This is a genomic window from Amycolatopsis kentuckyensis, from assembly GCF_041679295.1.
GTDB lineage: Bacteria > Actinomycetota > Actinomycetes > Mycobacteriales > Pseudonocardiaceae > Amycolatopsis > Amycolatopsis kentuckyensis_A.
Genome location: NZ_JBGDMD010000005.1, coordinates 21,452 through 39,570, shown reverse-complemented (window position 1 = coordinate 39,570; position 18,119 = coordinate 21,452). Strand labels below are relative to the sequence as shown.

Here is an 18,119-nt window from a genome sequence, read left to right as displayed (position 1 = left end):
CAGCACGCTGGGACAACGATTTTCCTTGTCTACTGTGGACTGGTCAGGCGTTGAACTGCCCGGGCCGGCGGCCTTGGCCGGCCGGCCCGCGATAGGCCTGGGCGATGTCGAGCCACTGGTCCGCCAGCGTGCCCTTCGCCCGGATGTCGAGGTCGTAGCGGTGCCGCCGCCGGGTGACGAGCAGGCAGAAGTCCTCGGCGCTGCCGCTCACCCGCTGGGCCGCGTCGGCGGGACCGAACGTCCAGAGCGCGCCCGAGGGCGCGGTGAGCTCGTAGCGGAACTCCTCCGCGGGCGGCGTCAGGTTCCGCGCCTCGTAGCCGAAGTCCCGGACCCGCACGGCGAAGCCGACCAGGTGCTTGATCCGGTCGGTGCGCTCGAGGCGGACGCCGAGCGCGTCGGCGACGTCCTGGCCGTGGCCGAACAGCTCCATCATCCCGGCGCAGGCCAGCACGTACGGCGGCAGCGGGTTCACCAGCCACGGCACCAGCCGGTCGCCGGGAACGGCGGCGAGGGACTTGATGCCCGTGTCGCGCTCGGCGCGCCAGCGGGTGAGCAGCACCTCGGCCGGGTCGTGGATGAACTCCTGCAGCGCGCCTTCGACGGCCTTCTCGAAGCCGATGGACGCAACTGCTTTGGTCATCTGGACGAAGGCCTCCGGCTGCGCGGCCGAAAGGCCGGCGATCCGGAAGATGAACGCGAGGTGCGCGATCTGGTGCTTGACCGCCCAGCCCGGCGCCGGGGTCGGGGTGTCCCACCCCGCCTCGGGCAGCCCGGCGACGAGCGCGTCCACCTCGGCGGCCTCGGCGGTCAGGTCGGCGATCACGCCCGTGGTGTCAGTCACCTGTCTGTCCTCTCACCGGTGCGACGTCATCTCGTGGGAACGGCGGCCGCCGCGGGGGTGGCGGGGTAAGGGGAGCCACCGTCGCGGCGACCGCCGTCCGGCAGACCGGGACCGGCCGGGGCGGCGTCACGGACCGGAGTTTCGTTGCGTCCCGGTGCTGCGCGCCCCGGCGGGCGATCTGACCTTTCGATCATCACCCGCGCCGACCTGCGGAGTCTTCTCTTCGCGGGCGGTGCGGCAGCCGCTCACCGGCCGCCACGGCCGCGGTGAGAGCCGCCCACGACACCAGCTCCACCAAGGCCCGATCGTCCGTCCTTTCCGGACGGACGTCGGCGTCGGCCTGGTACGCCGCCTTGGCGGTGAAGAGCGCCAGGCGCCCCGCCGCGCGTTCGTGCTCGGGCAGTTCGGCGAGCACCGGCTCGGCCCACGCGCGGCTGAGCCCGGGCGGTTTCCCGTCCCACGCCTTGACTTCCCGGCGGACGAGCTCCCGCACGCGGGAGGGCACCGAGCGTTCCCCGGCGGCTTCGATCGCCGCCGTGGCGCGCGCGAAGGCGTCGGCGAGGGTACCGCCGGGCGGCGCCCAGGCCGGGCCGTCGATGGCGGCCGGCGGCAGCAGGCCGAGTGCCTCCCCGGCCGGCGGCGCGGCACCCGGCTTGAGCAGATATCCCAGTACCGCCTTGGCTTTCGCCCGCGCCTGCGGCGGTACGGCCTCCGGCAGCGGCGACGGGCCGAGGAACACGCTCACCATCCGGTTGAGGTAGTGGAACGCGACGGCCACGGCGGTGAACTCGGCGGCGGTGCCGGCGGGAACGTCGGCCGGCAGCCGGCCCTCCCCCCGCGCCCACGCGGCCAGCGCGCGCGTGTCCCGGTCCTGGATGGCTTGCGTGTCACCGGCTTCGATGGCCGCGGCGGCGGCCGGCTCGCCCAGCGAACCGAGTGTCATGCCGTGCACCTCGACGCAGTAGGGACAGGAGTTCGCCGCCGACACGGCGGCCGCGACGACCTCCTTGTCCGCCCGGCTCGCGGTCCCGGCCGCGACGAGCGACTCCCGCAGCACGAGCCACGCGGCGGCGAGCACGTCGGGCGCGGGCGAGTGCAGCGCGATCGGCGGGGCGAGCATCCCGAAGTCCCGTTCCACCTGCCGGTAGACGTCCCGCACGAGCCCCCGCGCCCGCCGCGGCCGCACGGCCTCGACGTGCTGGATGTCCCGCAGCGTCCGCCGCAGGGCGAACCGCACCAGTCCGGGCGCCATCGTTCCTCCTCGAGAAAGGGCGAACTCGCGCTCCCGGGCTCCGGGAGGCGAGGCGAAGCCGCAGCCGAAGGACATGAACGACTCGTTCATGTCATCTGGCGACATGAACGAGTCGTTCACGTCATCGCGGGCGACGTGACGTCAGGCCTGCCCGGCGCGCCGCGATCGGCCACAACCGCAAGAACCCCGGCAAACCCGACCGGCGGCGCCGGGCCTCGCGCCGGCTCCCGCACGTCTTGAATGACTCATTCAGGTCGTCTGACGACCTGAATGAGTCATTCAAGACACCGGACCGCCGCCGCGACGCCGACCGGCCCCGGGCGGACTCGCGCTCCCAGGAACCCAGGAGCGCGAGTTCGAAGTACCCGTGCATCAGTTGCCGGCGACCAGGTCCAGTTTGGACACCGCCCGTCGGCCCGTGATCGAGCCGTCCGGGGACGGTGCCCCGTACTTGACGGCGACGCCGCGCGACTGCAGCTCGCGGACGATGCCCGGGATCGACCGCTCGGCCAGCGCCGCGATGGTCATCGCCGGGTTCACCGTCAGCGCGCCCGGCACCGACGCGCTGTCGGTGACGAAGATGCCCGGGTGGTTGCGCAGCTCGTGGTTCGGGTGCAGCGCGGACGTCGCCGCGTCGTCACCGATCCGGCAGGACGCCAGCGGGTGCACGGTGTACGCCCCGACGACGTCGTTCGTCCACGGGGCCACGCGAGCGATGCCGTCCTTCTCGATGATCGCCTTGCAGTCGGCGTCCGCGAGCGCCCAGCCCCGGCGCGTGTTCGGCGTCGGGTCGTAGCGCAGCGCGCCGCGGCCGAGCATCTGCTGTGAGATGCGGTACGCGTTGCCGGTGGGCGGCGGGGTGCCGAAGACGCCCTCGTTGTCGTCCTCGGTCATCAGGAAGATCGTCAGCCAGTTGGCCCACTGGTTGAGGATCTCCTTCTTCTGCGCCCCGTACCAGCGCGGCTCGTCCCCGCCCGGCACCTGGGCGAGGATTGTTCCCAGCCCTGGGGGAAAGTACAGCTGCTCCAGCGAGTACCGCTCGTACTCCGGCAGCGACCCGTCGAGCTTGTCCCAGTTCGCGACCGTCGGGCCCTTGCCGATGTGGTTGGCCGAGTACACCGGACCGTCCTCACGGGACAGCCCGAGCACCTCGCGGACGCGGTCCTCGTCGATGATCGCGGTGTTGAGCCGCTCGCCGTTGCCGGAGAAGTACCGGCCGACGCCGTGCGGCATCGTGCCGAGCGCGGCTTCCGAACGCTGCAGGATCACCGGCGTCGCACCGGCGCCCGCGGCGATGATGACGACCTTCGCCTCGATCACGCCGGTGCCGGTGTGGATCCGGTAGTCCTCTTCGTCGATCAGGTCGAAGTGGACGCGGTAGCCGCCGTCTTCGGTCCGCTCGAGGCGCTGGACCTCGTGCAGTGGCCGGATTTCCGCGCCGTGCGCCAGCGCCGCGGGCAGGTAGTTCGTCAGCATCGACCGCTTGGCGTCGAACTTGCAGCCGGCCATCATGAAGTTGCAGTTGACGCAGGTGTCGTTGTCGACGGCCACCGGCGCCGGGTTCGCGGTGCGGCCCGAGTGATTGCAGGCCGCGGCCCACAGGCCACCCGCGTAGGAGACGTCGCTCCAGTCCTGTTTGGACACCGGGATCGACTCGTCGACGCGGTCGTACCACGGCTCCAGGGTGTCGCGCGTGATGACCGACGGCCACATCCGGCGCCCGATGCTGCCGTGGCGCTCGAAGACGAACTTGGGCGCCCGCGGCATCGCGGCGAAGTACACCACGCTGCCGCCGCCGACGCAGTTGCCGCCCAGCACGCTCATCCCGTCGCCGACGACGAAGTCGAACGCGCGGGTGTACGACGAGCCGAGCAGGTAGTCGTGCTCGAAGTCGGCCGCGGCCAGCCACGGCCCGCGCTCGAGCACGGTGACCTTGGCCCCGCCCGCGGCGAGGTGGTAGGCCGGGATGGACCCGCCGAACCCGCTGCCGACGATGACGACGTCGGTCTGGTCAATGGCGCTCATGCGGGGCTCCCGGAAGGCGTCGTGTCGGGGTGGAGCTCGGCCAGCTTGCGGCCGTAGCCGAACTTCGGGAACCGCCAGAAGCCGTCGGCATCCGGAGCTTTGTACCCCAGGGCCAGGAGGCCGGGATGCCCGTCGCGGATGGCGTCGGCGGTGTGCAGGTGCGGCGCGCTGTCGTAGGCCATGTTGCAGAACAGCGCGAGGCTGACCCAGCCGTCCTTCTCCGGGTGCCCGGGGGTGGTCAGCCGCCGTACGAGCTCGCGGCGGTGCTCGTACGGCAGCGCGACGAACGGCGGCACGTCGTGGTCGAGCTCCAGCGCCACCTCGCCCGCGTAGGACTTCGCGTGGTCGTTGAGCGACTGCGCGAGGTAGGGCAGGCCGGCCGTGACGCCGGTCGCGTCAAAGTTCAGCAGCTCGAGCGCGCCCGCCGCCACCGAGCCGGGTCCGGGCGCGGCCCCGGCGATCGCCCGGTCCTCCGGGTACCGCTTCTCCCCCGGCACGATCGTGTCCGCGTAGGCCTCGAGGGTCATGTTCTTCACGCGTTCTTCTTCGGTGGCCTCGGGTTGCACCGGCCTACCTCCTCATCGAATGTCCACAGTGAACTCAGGCTGCTTCGGACCGGCTCGCCCTTTCCCGGCGCCGCACGGTCATCGGCAGCCCGCCGCGCACCCGCAGCGAGAGCATCGCCTCGGGTTCGACGACCTTGCCCGGTACCTTGCGCAGTTCGAGGTCCCGGGCGGCCATCGCCAGCACGAACACCGCCTCCATCACCCCGAGGCTGTTGCCGATGCAGAACCTCGGCCCGGCACCGAACGGGAGGTAGGCGTAGCGCGGCGGGCGCTCCGCGGCGGTGAACCGCCCGGGGTCGAAGCGCTCGGGCTCGGTCCAGAAGCCCGGGTGCCGGTGCAGCGTGTAGGGCACCACGACGACGTCGGAGCCGGCCGGCACGTGGTACCCGCCGATCTCGTCGTCGGCCTGGGCGATCCGCGGCAGCAGCCACACCGGCGGGTACAGCCGCATGACCTCCTCGACGACCGCGACGGTGAACGTCAGCCGCCGCAGGTCCTCGTGCTCGGGCAGCCGGTCGCCGAGCACCTCGACGGCTTCGGCGTGCAGCCGCTCGCCGACCTCGGGGTGCTCGTCGATCAGGTGGAACGCCCAGCCGAGCGTGCTCGCCGTGGTCTCGTGGCCGGCCAGCAGCAGGGTGATCAGCTCGTCGCGCATCCGCTCGCGCGACGCGCCTTCCCCGTTCCCGGACGCGATCAGCCGGGACAGCACGTCCTCGCCGTTCTCGACCGGGTTCGCCAGCCGCTGCTCGACCAGCTCGTCGGCGATCCGGCGCAGGTCCTCGCGCGCGGTCCGGAACCCCAGCTGCTTCTTCAGCGGCACCCACTGCGGGACCATGCTGAGCGTGACCGCCTCGAACATGGCCTGGTCCTGCACGGCTTCGAACGAGTGGCCGAGCGTCTCGTACCCGCCCAGCTCGGCGTCGAGCAGCGTCTTGCCGAGCACGCCGAGCGTCAGCCCGGTCATCTCGTGCAGGATCTCGACCGGCCCGTCGTGCTCGGCCAGCCGCTGCACGAGCCCGTCCACTTCGGACGCCACGACCGCGGCCTGCCGCGAGATCCGCTTGGGCTGGAACACCGGCTGGATGGTCCGGCGCTGCTTCTTCCACGTCTCGCCGTCGCTGGTGAGCAGGCCGTCGCCGAGGGCCCGGCGGGCCTCCTGCAGGCCGATGCCCTTGTGGTAGTTCGCGGCGTTGTCGGCGAGGACGTGCTTGGCCAGGTCCGGGTGGTTCACCAGGTACATCGCCTTCGGGCCGATGGCGATGCGGACGACGTCGCCGTAGGTCCCGGCGTTGTCGCCCATGAGCGCGAGCCGGTCGGTGAAGAGCTGCTTCAGCAACCGGAACGTCGCCCGGCGCGGCGGCCCGGGCGGCGCGGTGCGCGCCGCCCGGGCCTCGTCCGATCCGACGGTCATGCCGCGACCGCTCCCGGCTTCTCGTCGCCGGCCGGCGGCGCCGAGGCGAGTTCCAGCTTCGCCTTCTGCGCGGCCTGGTCCGCCTCGAACTTGATCCGCGCCTTGTTCGAGAAGTGCAGCCCCCACAGGAACATGCCGCGGATCAGGCAGATGGTCGCGGTGGCCAGGAACAGCCCGTAGGCCACGTGCACGGCGGTGAAGAAGCCGTACGCGAGCGCCACCCCGGACCCGAAGAGGAACTGCGAGGCCGGCTTCGACGGCGACGTGCCCGGGTCGGTCACCATGTAGTTGGTGTAGAGCACGAACGCGACGCCGGTGCCCATCGCCAGCGCGCCGGGGATCGACGTGCCGAAGAGCCAGCCGCGGACGAAGGCCTGGACGACGAAGAAGCTCAGCCAGCCCGCGATCAGCCACATCCGGTTGGTCAGCAGCGCGTTGAGCACCGTGCCCGACACGAGGATGATGCCGACGATCAGCCAGCCGCCCCAGGTCGGGATCTGCTCGGTGAAGTGGTACGGCGGGGCGATGCTGGCCCACGGGAACACGAGCAGGATGATCGTGATGCCGAAGTTCGACGGGTTCATGTAGTGCCGCATGCGGCCGTACACCGGAGCCTGCAGCACCCACTTGGCACCGACCGCGACGACGACGCCGAACATCATCACGAGGATCTGGTCGTTGACGTAGGTCAGCATGTTGAGCGCGAGCCCGGTGATGTGCGCCGGCAGGAGGAACTCCATCAGGCCCTTGAACCCGTTGCCCCGGAAGCGGACGTCGCGGTGGGTGACCCGGGCGTTGATGATCTCGAGGGAGATCTCCGTGGTGTACGCGGTCGCCAGCGCGACGAACGGGTACAGCCACGGCTGCTCGAAGCCGAGCACTGTGTAGCCGATGATGTTGAAGATCGTGATCGAGATCGCGAAGCGCCGCAGCGCGGTGATGACCTTGTTGGTCCGCTTCGGTGGCGCACTGTCCACCTTGGTCAGAGTCGGGCTGGCCATGTCACATCGCTTCCTTCGCCGTGGAGCCGAGCTGGTACATGTGGCAACCGGGTTGCAGCTTCAGGTCCTGCGTCCGCAGCTGACCGGTCCGGTCCCGCCACTGCAGGTGCACGGCGAGCGGGCCGCTGACGTCGTGCCCGAGGCCGATCTGGATGTCGAAGCTGCGCCGGCCGGCCTCACCGCTGCTGCCGTCGACCCGGCCGAGGTACTTCTTGCCGTCCGCGGTCGTCACGGTGACCTGGGCGCCGATGGCGGGCACGCCGGCCGCGGGGAGCGGGCCGGGCGCCACCGGGGCGTCGGTGGTCAGCTTCAGCTGCAGGTACTTCCCGGGGTTCGGGCTGTCGTTGTGGTAGAAGATCGGCTGCTCCCACTGCCGGGCCACGGCGAACTCGGGCAGGCCGTCGCCGTCGGTGTCGCCGACCGCGATACCGCGGGTGGGCACCGGCACCGCCAAGCCGAGCTTCGGTGCGAGGTCGGTGTAGCGGCCGTCGGCGCTCTTCACGAAGAAGTGCAGCGTCTGGTCGCCACCGATGTCGTCACCGGCGCGCGCGTTGGGCCACCAGAACGGGTTGGACAGCAGGCCGTCGTGGGCCGTGGCGATCTCCTGCAGGTTCGGCCAGCGGTTGACCTGCCCCTTGACGAAGCCGGTCGCCTGCGCGATCTGGTTCTCGCCGCTATTGTTGAAGTCCTGGATCTTGACGTCCCAGCCCCAGCCGGACCACGCCGTGCCCTTCTCGGCGCTGTCGTCGTGGAACGGCGCGACCCCGTCCTTGAACTGCCGGGTGAGGTCCGCGTTGTCCTTGGCCTCGTTCATGAACTGGAAGTTCGACTCTTCGATGCCCCACGACGTCGTGATGTTGCTGACGAACAGGTCGTAGAGGCCGTCGTGGTTCAGGTCTCCGAAGTCGACGCCCATCCCCTTGAAGGAGTCGTGGCCCAGCACCTTCGACTTCGGGTCGGCGATCCCGCGGACCCCGGTGACCTCGGCGAGCTCGATGTGGCCCGGCGTGGACTTGTTGTACAGGAAGTGGTCGTGCCCGAAGTCGTTGGCGATGTAGAGCTCGGGCAGGTTGTCGCCGTCGACGTCGGTGGCGCTGGAGGCCAGCGTCCAGCCGAGCCGCGCGGACTCGGGGATGCCCTGCGACGCGTCGACGAACTTCGCGCTCGGGTTCGCGCCGGACGTGGCGCCGGTCCAGCGGAAGATGTACTTGGCACCCGAGTTCTCCGCGTGCGACATCGACTGGTTCAGCGTGATGCCGCCGTCGGCGTTCGGGTCCAGGACCCGGCTGTCCGGGAAGTAGTTGCCGACGAAGACGTCGACGTGCCCGTCGCCGTCGAAGTCGCCGATGGTCACCGAGTCGGTGTTCCACAGTGGACCGTTGTACTTGCCGTCCGGCCCGCGGTGGTTGCCCGGCACCAGCTCGGTCGGCTGGAACGCCGAGGCGTCGAACTTCGTCGCGGTGGCCTTCTGCAGGAACAGGACCGGGGTCCGGCCCCAGTAGTAGGCCAGGATGTCGGTGCGGCCGTCCTCGTTGTAGTCACCGGGGACGCAGCCCATCGGCGCCATGTAGTCCCACGTCGGCAGCGCCGGCGCGGGGTCGAGCGCGAACGGCGCGTAGCGCGGGCCGGAGTCCGGCGCCGGCGTGATGACGACCTGGTCGCTGCGCGGGTCGACGAGGCAGAGGTCGTTGGCCTTGCCGCTGCCGCTGATGTCGTTGATCGCGATCGCGGCGCCGACCGAGGAGATCCACGCGGCGATGTGCTCGTACTCCTTGTTCACCGTCCGGATCGACTGCGACTTCGTGGCCGCCGGCAGCGCGATCGTCATCGGGGTGAAGTGGAACTGGCCCGCCATCGAGTCTTGCTCGGAGGCGGAAACGCTGGGCAGCCGGGCGACCAGGAACAGGCCGAGGATCAGCACCAGCGCCACGATGCCCGCCAGCTGCTTGCGCAGCCAGCCGAAGGTCGCGGTCATTTCTTCTTCCCTCCGTGGGTCAGCACTTCTTCGGCGATCCGCTGCCGCCAGGTTTCGAAGGCCGGGACGTCGTCACCGTCGACGACAGCGCCGTTGCCGGCCGGGCGCACCTCCTGCGTGATGGCCGCCGCGCGTTCGGCGGACATCCCGCAGATCGCCCGGGCCGCCATCTCGGTCTCCGGGATCAGCAGGCCGGAGCGCACCCGGCACTCGGCGGCGAAGGCGCTTCCCTGCGCCAGCGGCCCGTGGTGGATCCCGGCGCGGTCGACCAGTTCCGCCAGTTCGTCGGCCGTGACGCCGCACGCGTAGGTCGAGGCCAGGCCGACCCCGGCGTACAGGTCGCCGTGGCGCGACTCGGGGAACTCCTCGATCGTCTTGGTCACCAGTTCGACGTCGGTGCCGCAGATGAACCACAGCGCCCGGCCGATGCCCTGGTCGATGGCCCTCAGCGCGTATCCGTCATAACGCTTGTCCGGCCAGGAGAAACCCGGTTCCTGGTACTGGTTCCGGATGTACTTCTCAGTCTTGAAGTACGCCTGGTGGAAGCCGTAGCCGTCGAGCACCAGCCAGCGCAGCAGCGGGTCGAACGCCGAAGCCTTCGGCCACGCGAACCGCGGGAGGCGGCACATCGCCCAGCCGACGCCGACGTAGATGATGTAGTCGTGCTTTTCGCCCGGGCCGGCCAGGAACTCGGCGATGTTCGTGCTCTTGCCGAACGGCAGTCCATCGAGGACGCCGTACCCCATTCCCGCGCCCTCGTAGGCGAATCCGCGGAACTGCGGGGGGATCTGCTCGAGCCACTCCTCGGCCTGCTCGACCGATTTCGCTTCGACAGCGTGCGCGTACCCGAGGAGGAACTTCTCCCCGACGGTCTCGAGCCGTTCCTGTGCGGCTGGGCTCTTCCGGTGGAAGCCCCGCTTCTCCAGCAAGGTCTCCGAGACGTTCGGTGTCAGGATGCGGCGCCTGAGCGTACGCCAGCCATTGCCCAACGCACTCTCCCCCTTAGGGTCGACTGGGATGTTCCTTCTACGGTCACAGATTCGCTGGTCAGCGCTCTACTCCGCGCTTGCCGGCGATCACGGTTTCACGCTGTGCGCCGCCGAGCGGCCGGGTCGAACTCCGCCCGGATCCGCTGCCGCCACAGCTCGTACGGCGGCTGCGGGCCGTCGTCACCGTCGGCCTGTTCGGTGCGGTCGGCGAGGTTCTGCGCGCCCTGCACGGAAAGATCGGTGAGCACGCCGGCTGCGAGGTGGGTGTGGGCGGGCACGTAGCACGAGTACGTCCGCGCCTTCACCGCGAACACCACGCCGAGCGCGAGCTCGTCGTAGTGCTCGCCGGACGCCCGGCGCAGCCGGCCCAGCCCGCTCTGGTCGCTGCCGCCGGCGAACGTCGCGGCCAGCCCGACCCCGCTCCACAGGTCCGCGCGGCGGTGCTCGGCGAACCGGCCGACCGCCTCGGCGACGGCGTCCGGGTTGCCGCCGTTGATGAACCACAGCGCGCGGCCGACGCCCTGGTCGAACGCCCGGCCGAAGTACTCCGGGCGGCCGGCCCACGGGTAGGGCTCCGGCTCGGCCTGCTCGTCGATCCACTTCTTCGTGTCGAAGTAGGCGCGGTCGAACCCGAAGCCGTCGACGGCCAGCCAGCTCATCACCGGGTGGTAGGCCACCCCGGTCAGCTCGGGCAGGATGTTCTTCCACAGTGGACGCGGCAGCCGCGCCATCGCGAAGCCGATCCCGATGTAGGTCAGGAAGATGTGCGGGCGCGCGGGTCCTTCCAGGAGCTCGCGGGTGCGGTCGCGGCCGCCGCCCGGCATCGCGTCGAGAATCGTGTAGCCCATCGTCGCGCCCTCGTAGGCGAACCCGCGCTGCTCGGGCTCGATCAGCGACAGGCGGCGCTCGATCTCCCACAGGGAGGCGCCTTCGATGGCCCATTCGAACCCGCACACGACCGCCTGCGGCACCGCCTCCAGCCGGGCCGTCGCGTCGGTGTGGGTGACCGGGAAACCGCGCTCGGCGAACCCGACCGAGGCGAGCGAAGGAGCGAGGAACCGCTTGCGGAGCACTCCGATAACCGTGGACATCGTCGTGGTCGTCCTTACTACTCGTCTCGGGGGATCAGGCGACGGCGCGCAGGTGCGGCCGCTGGGCGGCGAGCATGCGCTGGGTGAACGGCGACTGCTTGGACGCCAGCGTGATCGCGATCGGCGCGTCGGTCGCGGCCGGCGCGCGCAGGCCCACCCGCGCGGTGGACTGGCCGTAGGGCGCCACGGTCACGCCCTGGTAGCCGATCGAGAAGCGCGGACCGCCGGCGCCCGGCTGGTGCTGCGCGACCGCGATCGCCGTCCACCGCCCGGCGGGCACGCCGTGGATGGTCAGCTCGCCGGAGCTCATGTTGGCCATGCCGCCGAAGGCGACCGGGCCGCACTGCGGCACCGGGTCGGCGAAGAGCCCGACGAGGGTGTCCGCCGGCGCGGAGCCGCGCGGCATGTCCAGCTGCATCGACAGCACGCCGGTGCCGGTCTGCAGCGAGGCGCAGCTGCGGCCGGCCGCGCGCAGCGTGCGCAGCGGGGGAAGCCGTTGGAACGTCGGGGAGATCGCCACGAGCAGCTCGGCGACCTGCGGTTCGCGGTACTGCGTCGGCGTCATCCCGACCGCGCGCGAGAACCGGCTGGTGAACGTGCCGACGCTGCTGTAGCCGACGCTGCACACGATGTCGGAGACGTTCAGCGACGTCGTCAGCAGCAGCCGCTTCGCCTCGAACAGGCGCACGGCGGTGAGGAACCGGCCGGGCGTGACCCCGGTGGCGTCGGCGAACATCCGGGAGAAGTGGAACCGGCTGACGAACACCTCCGAGGCCAGCTCCGCGAGCGTGATCGGCTCGAAGTACCGTTCCTGGATCGACGAGATCGCCTGCAGCACGGCGGGCCGGACCGACTTCTCGACCCGCTCGAGGGCGGGCACCCGGGGCGGTTCGTCGAACTCGCTGTCGTGTCCGACAGCCGCAATAGACCGCAACATCATCCGTCCAACCTCGAATTCCCCTGATGGCAGTTCTCCTGGTGTCAGGGAAGACGCCGGTCCTTGCAGGACGATCGACGGGCGATGGAGGCGTCCCGGGCGAAACGCACCCGGTCGGGCGAACCCCGCGCGGCCACGGGCGTTCCACACCGGACAGTCCGTGCGGAACGCACGGCGCCGGCGTGCCGGACACCCGCCCGCATGATCCGCGGCGGCCCCCGCTTGGTCCGTTCCAGCGACCCCGCCGCGCGCTGCGTCCCAGGTTGGGCCGGATGGCGGACCATGCGGAACGCACGTCGCGAACCTGCGAAACCCACGGGGCCACGGGGCAAACGCACGTTGACTCTGGTGGGTGACTCACTGGTCGCCGGAGAGACGCTCTGTCACATTCGGATAGAAGCCCGGAGTCGGCCGTCCCCCGACCCCGCGCGGCTCGACTGGGGAGCGCGAGGACGCATTGACGACGCTGGAGGCCTGCCATGTACTCCGAACTGCCGCCAACGGAAGCACCGGACGACGGTGGCGTGACGTTCACCGTCCTGGGCCCGCTGGAAGTGCTGCGCGCCGGCGTCGACTACGCGCCGACCACACCGAAGGTCCTGCAGCTGCTCGCCGTGCTGGTGATGCGCCCGGGCAAGATGGTACACATCGACACCCTCATCCGGGAGCTGTGGTCGGACAACCCACCCCGGACGGTCCGGACGACGCTGCACACCTACGTCTACCACCTGCGCCGGTGCATCGACCAGAACCGGCTGGCCGCCGACGGTGAGAAGATGCTGGCCACCAAGCAGTCCGGCTACACCTTCTACATCGATCCGTCCCAAGTGGACACCTACCGGTTCGTCCGGCTGCAGCAGCGGGGCCACGAGCACCAGGACGCCGGCGACCACGCCGCGGCCGCCGACGCCTACCGCGCGGCGCTCGACCTCTGGTCCGGCCCGCCGCTCGCGAACGTCCACTGTGGACCGATTTTGTCGGCGTACCGCACCGAGCTGCTGGAGCAGCGGCGCAGCGTGCTGCACCTGCGGATCGAAGCCGAGATCACCAGCGGCAAGCACCGCGAGCTGATCGGCGAGCTGCGCTCGCTGGCCACCGGCAGCCCGCTCGACGAAGCCCTGCACGGCCAGCTGATGCGCGTGCTCGGCCGCAGCGGGCGGCGCTCCGACGCGATGGCCGTCTACCGCCGGCTCCGGTCGCGGCTGGCCGGCGAGCTGGGCGTCGAACCGTGCGACGACCTCCAGGTGCTGCACCGCGAGCTGATCTCCGAAGGCGACCACCGCTGATCCACCGCTTCCCCGGCTCCGGCCGATCACCCCGCTCCGCCCGAGAAAGAAGTGAGGAAGTTCGATGCCCGCTCCCAACACCCGCGCCTACGGCCAGTTCTGCGGCCTCGCCCGCGCTCTCGAGATCATCGGCGAGCGCTGGTCGCTGCTGATCGTCCGTGACCTGGTGCTCGGTCCGAAGCGCTACGACGAGCTGCAGGCCGGCCTGCCCAAGATCCCGCCGTCCATCCTGTCGGCCCGGCTCAACGAGCTGGAGGCGACCGGCGTGCTGCGCCGCCGCGTCCGCGCCGAGCTCGACGCCGGCCTGGTCTACGAGCTGACCCAGTACGGCAGCGAGCTCGACAGCATCCTCCTCGACCTCGGCCTGTGGGGCGCGCGGTCGCTCAACCAGCCGGGCCCGGACGACGTGTTCACTCTGGACTCGGCGATCCTCTCGCTGTACACGACGTTCCGCGCCGACGTGGCCGAGGGCGTCCAGATCACCTACGAAATCCGGTACGACGACCGGATGATCGTCCACGCGCTGGTCGAGGACGGCGCGGTCAAGGTCGGCGAAGGCCGGTTCGCGGGCGCCGACCTGGTGGTCAAGGCGACCAGCGGCGCGGCGATGCTGGACCTGATGAGCGGCCACGTGACGGCGGCGGACGCGGTCCGCACCGGCAAGCTGTCGATCGAGGGCGACGTCGCCGACCTCGAGCTGCTGGCCCGGCTGTTCCACGTCCCGGCGGCCCCGGAGCCCCCGTCGGGCATCGTGGTCCGCTGATCCTTCGAGGCCCGCCCGGCTCGGCCCCGGGCGGGCCTCGGCCGGTTCCCTCGCCGGCCCGGTCCGCAGCGGTTCCACCCACGTCTTGAATGAGTCATTCAGGACCGCCGAGGCCCTGAATGACTCATTCAAGACACCGCGAGCCCGCCGAGCGAGGCCGCTCCGGGCTGTCCGCCCCGACCTTGCCGGCCTCGGGCGGGCCTCGCTCAGTTCTGCGCGGGATCCGCGGGCGCGATGCGCCCGGCCCGTTTCATCAGGTACCGCCGCTCGGGCAGGCTCGCCGTCCGCTGCGCGGCCTTCAGGTAGTGCTCGCGCGCGCCGGGCAAGTCGCCCGCCAGCTCCAGCAGGTGCGCGCGGACCGCGTCCAGCCGGCGGCCGACGTCGAGCTTCGCGTCGACCGTGTCCAGCAGCTCCAACCCGCGCGCCGGGCCGGACGCCTGGGCCACCGCCACCGCCTGGTTGATCGTCACCACCGGGCTCGGCATCAGCGCCTGCAGCACGTGGTAGAGCTCGACGATCTGCGGCCAGTCCGTCTCCTCCGTGCTCGGCGCGGTGGCGTGCAGCGCCGCGATGGCCGCCTGGACCTGGTACGGCCCGAGCGCCGCGTGGCCGATCGTCGCGTCCACCAGCGCTTCGCCTTCGGCGATCATCGCCGCGTCCCAGCGGCCGCGGTCCTGGTCCTGCAGCGGCACCAGCTCGCCGTTCGGGCCCGTGCGCGCCGCGCGCCGCGCGTCGGTCAGGAGCATCAGCGCGAGCAGGCCCGCCACCTCGCCCTCGCCCGGGGTCAGCGCGTGCACCGCGCGGGTCAGCCGGATCGCCTCCGCGGCCAGCTCCGCGCGGACGAGGTTCTCCCCCGACGTCGCCGTGTAGCCCTCGTTGAAGATCAGGTACAGCACCTGCAGGACGACGCGCAGCCGGTCACCGAAGTCGTCCGGCGACGGCTCGCTGAACGTCGACCCCGCGGCGGCGATGCTCTCCTTGGCGCGGGTGATGCGCCGGGTCATCGTCGCCTCGGGCACCAGGAACGCGCTCGCGATCTGCGCCGTGGTCAGGCCGCCGACCGCGCGCAGCGTCAGCGCGACCTGCGAGGGCGGTGACACGGCGGGGTGGCAGCAGAGGAACAGCAGCTTCAGCGTGTCGTCCTCGCCGGCGGGTTGCTGCTCGCCCGGCCCCGGGACGACGGTCACCGGCTCCCGCACGGCGACCGTCTCCTCGCGCCGCCGCCGCGCGCTCTCGCTGCGCCAGTGGTCGGTGAGCCGCCGGGTGGCGACGGTGACCAGCCAGCTGCGCGGGTTGTCCGGGACGCCTTCGGCCGGCCACTGCTCGCTCGCCGCCAGCAGGGCCTCCTGGACGGCGTCCTCGCACGCGTCGAACTGGCCGTACCGGCGCACCAGGATGCCCAGCACCTGCGGCACGAGCGGGCGCAGGACCTCGGCGACCGGGGCGGGCGCGGTCACGTCAGGAACCGGGGATCTCGGTTTCGGCGTCGGCGAAGAAGACGATCTCCCGCACTTCGACGCCCATGCCGTCGAGCGCGGCGTCCGGGATCATCGCGGCCAGCTCGACCGCGCGCTCCTTGCTCGCGCAGTCGACGAGGTAGTAGCCGGCGAGGAACTCCTTGGACTCGAGGAACGGGCCGTCGGTGACCGCGGGCAGTCCCCCGCGCACCCGCACGACGGTGCTGTCGGCGACCGGCGCGAGCGCCTGCGTGCCGAGCATTTCGCCGGACTCCCGGATCGTGCGGATGAAGTCCTGGTGCCCGCTCATGATGGCGTCCATGTCCTGCTTGGACAGGTTCGCCATGACGTCGGGGTTGAGGTACATCGCCAGCAGGTACTTCACGCCCGCGCTCCCATCGTCGGTGGGCATGAACATAGCCGACCCCGCCGCCGCCCGTGGCGTCACGTCGCAAGCGCGGAGTGGAGCCGCCGCGGCGCCGCCTGCCAGCCTGGAATACCGGTTACCCGGACCCAGGAGGGTGGCACCGATGGCCGACGTGTTCACGGACCTGCAGACCGAGACCGAGGCGCTGGCCGAGCTGGCCGAGCGCCACGGGTACGGCCCCGGCCCCGACCTCACCGGGCACTTCGCCCGGCTGACGTCGACCGCGCGGCTGGTCCGGCTCAGCGCCGAGAACCCGGGTGCGTTCGGCGTCACCCCGCAGATCTCCTACGACTCCCTCGACGAGGCGATCGTGACGTGGCTGATCGAGCAGCGGAAGGCGAACGCCCTGCTCGCGTCGGCACCGGCGAAGCCGGAGCTGCCGTGGAGCGGCGGGCCGCTGCGCCCCTCGGTGCTGGCGGCGGCGGCGCTGACGGAGCTGTTCGCGTGCGGCCAGGACATCGCGGACGCACTGGGCGTCCAGCCCCACCGCGACGACGCGATCGGCCACGTGGCGTACTACGGCGTCCGGACCAGGGACCGCGCGTACCACCGCCACCAGCGGACCCCACCGGGCCAGTTCCGCTTCGAGCTGCTGGCACCGTCGGGGACCCGCTGGGACTTCGGGCCGGCAGAGGCCGACGACCGGGTGACGGGTCCGGCGGAGGACTTCTGCTTGCTGGTGACCGGGCGCCGGCACGCGGAGGAGCTGGGACTGGCGTTCAGCGGTGCGCACACCGCCGAATGGCTGGAGCTGCTGGAGAACTGACCGGCGTCACTCGAACGGCGCAGGGTCGCCCGCGCCGTGCCGCAGGATCTCCGGCTCGCCCGACGAAAAGTCGACCACCGTCGTCGGCTCCACTCCGCAGTCGCCCGAGTCCAGGACCGCGTCGAGCTGGTGGTCCAGCTCCTCCTTGATCTCCCAGCCCTGCGTCATCGGCTCGGCCTGGTCCGGCAGCAGCAGCGTGCTCGACAGCAGCGGCTCGCCCAGCTCGGCCAACAGCGCCTGGGTGACCCGGTGGTCGGGGATGCGGACGCCGACCGTCTTCTTCTTCTCGTGCATCAACCGCCGCGGCACCTCCTTGGTGGCCGGCAGGATGAACGTGTAGCTGCCCGGCGTCGCCGCCTTGATCGCGCGGAACACCGCGTTGTCGATGATGACGAACTGGCCCAGCTGGGCGAAGTCCTGGCACACCAGCGTGAAGTGGTGCCGGTGGTCGAGCTTGCGGATGGTGCGGATCCGGTCGAGCCCCTCGCGGTTGCCCGGCCGGCACCCGAGCGCGAAGCACGAGTCGGTCGGGTAGGCGATCAGCCCGTCGGCGCGGAGGAGCTCGACGACCTGCCCCAGCGACCGGCGCTGCGGGTTCTCCGGGTGCAGGTCGAAATAACGTGCCATGCCCGCAGAGCCTAGGGTCCGCCCGACCGCCGGGCACGGCGAGGGCCGGAGCCGCCGGCCGGCACACTCGCGCGTCTCCCAGCTTGCGGTTCCCGGCCCGAACGCTGGGACCCGCCCGGGCCCCCGAGCCACACTCCGATCGGGGACCACTTCCAGGGAGGGCGAGCCATGACGAAGCTGACCGTGCCGGAGCTGGACCGGCCGCGGGTCGTCAACGCGGCGAAGTACCTGTTCGAAGGCCCGCAGGGCCGGATCTCGCTGGCCGACCTCTTCGACGGGCGCCCACGCCTCGCCGTGCACCACACGATGGCCGGGCACACCGGCCCCTTCGCCGACGCGGCCGCCGCCGACGTCGCCGCCGCGCTGCACGATCCCGGCCTGCGGCTGGTACTGGTCTCCACCGCGCCCTACACCGAGCTCGAGCGGTACCGGCGGCACTTCGGCCGGGACCTGCCCACCTACTCGGCGGCCCGCGCGTTCACCGCCGACTTCCCGGTGACCCGGCGGCTGCCCGAAACCACGGGCGGCGAGTTCTGGGACGACCTCGAGTCGGCGCTGGGCTTCTTCCGGTGCGAGCGCGGTTCCGTGCTGCACACCGGGTCGGTCGCCCTGTCCCGGCTGGACTTCCTGAGCCTGCTCGGCGTCCCGGACCGCCTGCGGTCCGCGTCCGGCCGGCGCTGAGCCCGCGCCCCCGCCGCCGTCGTG

The 18,119-nt window shown here is 71.3% G+C and carries 17 protein-coding genes; 4 read left to right on the top strand and 13 right to left on the bottom strand.

The genetic code is table 11. From position 1 onward, the window contains the following. Positions 1-43 precede the first annotated feature (43 nt). The 10 genes from ACERZO_RS21215 to ACERZO_RS21170 all read right to left on the bottom strand — a co-directional run bounded on the left by ACERZO_RS21215 (position 44) and on the right by ACERZO_RS21170 (position 12,091). A complete protein-coding gene (locus ACERZO_RS21215; protein WP_372666466.1) occupies positions 44-841 on the bottom strand; it encodes a TIGR03084 family metal-binding protein in 798 nt (265 codons plus the stop codon). 193 nt (positions 842-1,034) lie between these two features. After that, a complete protein-coding gene (locus tag ACERZO_RS21210) occupies positions 1,035-2,093 on the bottom strand; it encodes a carboxymuconolactone decarboxylase family protein (RefSeq protein ID WP_372666465.1) in 1,059 nt (352 codons plus the stop codon). A 372-nt stretch (positions 2,094-2,465) separates the two neighbouring features. Continuing rightward, complete coding sequence (locus tag ACERZO_RS21205) at positions 2,466-4,118, bottom strand: GMC family oxidoreductase N-terminal domain-containing protein (protein ID WP_372666464.1); 1,653 nt, start codon at positions 4,116-4,118, stop codon at positions 2,466-2,468. Further along, complete coding sequence (locus tag ACERZO_RS21200; protein WP_372666463.1) at positions 4,115-4,684, bottom strand: DUF5987 family protein; 570 nt, start codon at positions 4,682-4,684, stop codon at positions 4,115-4,117. Before ACERZO_RS21200 ends, ACERZO_RS21205 begins: the two co-directional genes overlap by 4 nt. 34 nt (positions 4,685-4,718) lie before the next feature. Next, positions 4,719-6,095, bottom strand: coding sequence for a cytochrome P450 (locus ACERZO_RS21195; protein WP_372666462.1), 1,377 nt, complete (start codon positions 6,093-6,095; stop codon positions 4,719-4,721). Further along, on the bottom strand, positions 6,092-7,096 hold the full coding sequence (locus ACERZO_RS21190) for an enediyne biosynthesis protein (RefSeq protein WP_372666461.1): 1,005 nt from the start codon (positions 7,094-7,096) through the stop codon (positions 6,092-6,094). Before ACERZO_RS21190 ends, ACERZO_RS21195 begins: the two co-directional genes overlap by 4 nt. 1 nt (position 7,097) lies before the next feature. Continuing rightward, a complete protein-coding gene (locus tag ACERZO_RS21185) occupies positions 7,098-9,071 on the bottom strand; it encodes a CRTAC1 family protein (RefSeq protein ID WP_372666460.1) in 1,974 nt (657 codons plus the stop codon). Then, complete coding sequence (locus ACERZO_RS21180) at positions 9,068-10,060, bottom strand: DUF1702 family protein (protein WP_372666459.1); 993 nt, start codon at positions 10,058-10,060, stop codon at positions 9,068-9,070. The genes ACERZO_RS21185 and ACERZO_RS21180 overlap by 4 nt, the downstream gene beginning before the upstream one ends. Positions 10,061-10,155: 95 nt before the next feature. Then, positions 10,156-11,151 (bottom strand): DUF1702 family protein, encoded by a 996-nt coding sequence (locus tag ACERZO_RS21175; RefSeq protein WP_372666458.1) that lies wholly within the window; start codon positions 11,149-11,151, stop codon positions 10,156-10,158. Positions 11,152-11,185: 34 nt separating this feature from the next. Continuing rightward, positions 11,186-12,091, bottom strand: a complete 906-nt coding sequence (locus ACERZO_RS21170) for a helix-turn-helix transcriptional regulator (RefSeq protein WP_372666457.1) — start codon at positions 12,089-12,091, stop codon at positions 11,186-11,188. Between the two features lie 476 nt (positions 12,092-12,567). Here ACERZO_RS21170 and ACERZO_RS21165 point away from each other — a divergent pair, with 476 nt between their 5' ends. Further along, complete coding sequence (locus ACERZO_RS21165; protein ID WP_372666456.1) at positions 12,568-13,374, top strand: AfsR/SARP family transcriptional regulator; 807 nt, start codon at positions 12,568-12,570, stop codon at positions 13,372-13,374. A gap of 64 nt (positions 13,375-13,438) precedes the next feature. Next, on the top strand, positions 13,439-14,137 hold the full coding sequence (locus tag ACERZO_RS21160; RefSeq protein WP_372666455.1) for a winged helix-turn-helix transcriptional regulator: 699 nt from the start codon (positions 13,439-13,441) through the stop codon (positions 14,135-14,137). A gap of 206 nt (positions 14,138-14,343) precedes the next feature. Here the strand turns inward: ACERZO_RS21160 and ACERZO_RS21155 are convergent, their stop codons facing one another. Together ACERZO_RS21155 and ACERZO_RS21150 are read right to left on the bottom strand one after the other, a co-directional pair. After that, positions 14,344-15,594 (bottom strand): RNA polymerase sigma factor, encoded by a 1,251-nt coding sequence (locus ACERZO_RS21155; RefSeq protein ID WP_372666454.1) that lies wholly within the window; start codon positions 15,592-15,594, stop codon positions 14,344-14,346. A gap of 1 nt (position 15,595) precedes the next feature. Next, positions 15,596-15,979 carry a YciI family protein gene (locus ACERZO_RS21150; RefSeq protein ID WP_372667197.1) on the bottom strand — a complete coding sequence of 128 codons (384 nt, stop codon included), beginning with the start codon at positions 15,977-15,979 and terminating at the stop codon, positions 15,596-15,598. Between the two features lie 145 nt (positions 15,980-16,124). Between ACERZO_RS21150 and ACERZO_RS21145 the strand changes: the two genes are divergently transcribed. Next, complete coding sequence (locus ACERZO_RS21145) at positions 16,125-16,787, top strand: maleylpyruvate isomerase family mycothiol-dependent enzyme (RefSeq protein ID WP_372666453.1); 663 nt, start codon at positions 16,125-16,127, stop codon at positions 16,785-16,787. A gap of 6 nt (positions 16,788-16,793) precedes the next feature. Here ACERZO_RS21145 and ACERZO_RS21140 read toward each other — a convergent pair whose 3' ends face one another. Next, a complete protein-coding gene (locus tag ACERZO_RS21140; RefSeq protein WP_372666452.1) occupies positions 16,794-17,414 on the bottom strand; it encodes an L-threonylcarbamoyladenylate synthase in 621 nt (206 codons plus the stop codon). A gap of 168 nt (positions 17,415-17,582) precedes the next feature. On the opposite strand from ACERZO_RS21140, the gene ACERZO_RS21135 reads away from it, so the two are divergent. Further along, positions 17,583-18,095: a DUF899 family protein gene (locus ACERZO_RS21135; RefSeq protein WP_372666451.1), complete on the top strand. Its 513-nt coding sequence runs from the start codon at positions 17,583-17,585 to the stop codon at positions 18,093-18,095. The last annotated feature ends 24 nt before the right edge of the window (positions 18,096-18,119 follow it).

Bases quoted from the DNA above. Each gene is read 5' to 3' on its own strand.
- ACERZO_RS21195 (WP_372666462.1), bottom strand. From the start codon at position 6,095: ATGACCGTCGGATCGGACGAGGCCCGGGCGGCGCGCACCGCGCCGCCC.
- ACERZO_RS21140 (WP_372666452.1), bottom strand. From the start codon at position 17,414: ATGGCACGTTATTTCGACCTGCACCCGGAGAACCCGCAGCGCCGGTCG.
- ACERZO_RS21165 (WP_372666456.1), top strand. From the start codon at position 12,568: ATGTACTCCGAACTGCCGCCAACGGAAGCACCGGACGACGGTGGCGTG.
- ACERZO_RS21170 (WP_372666457.1), bottom strand. From the start codon at position 12,091: ATGATGTTGCGGTCTATTGCGGCTGTCGGACACGACAGCGAGTTCGAC.
- ACERZO_RS21160 (WP_372666455.1), top strand. From the start codon at position 13,439: ATGCCCGCTCCCAACACCCGCGCCTACGGCCAGTTCTGCGGCCTCGCC.
- ACERZO_RS21205 (WP_372666464.1), bottom strand. From the start codon at position 4,118: ATGAGCGCCATTGACCAGACCGACGTCGTCATCGTCGGCAGCGGGTTC.
- ACERZO_RS21210 (WP_372666465.1), bottom strand. From the start codon at position 2,093: ATGGCGCCCGGACTGGTGCGGTTCGCCCTGCGGCGGACGCTGCGGGAC.
- ACERZO_RS21135 (WP_372666451.1), top strand. From the start codon at position 17,583: ATGACGAAGCTGACCGTGCCGGAGCTGGACCGGCCGCGGGTCGTCAAC.
- ACERZO_RS21185 (WP_372666460.1), bottom strand. From the start codon at position 9,071: ATGACCGCGACCTTCGGCTGGCTGCGCAAGCAGCTGGCGGGCATCGTG.
- ACERZO_RS21175 (WP_372666458.1), bottom strand. From the start codon at position 11,151: ATGTCCACGGTTATCGGAGTGCTCCGCAAGCGGTTCCTCGCTCCTTCG.
- ACERZO_RS21145 (WP_372666453.1), top strand. From the start codon at position 16,125: ATGGCCGACGTGTTCACGGACCTGCAGACCGAGACCGAGGCGCTGGCC.
- ACERZO_RS21190 (WP_372666461.1), bottom strand. From the start codon at position 7,096: ATGGCCAGCCCGACTCTGACCAAGGTGGACAGTGCGCCACCGAAGCGG.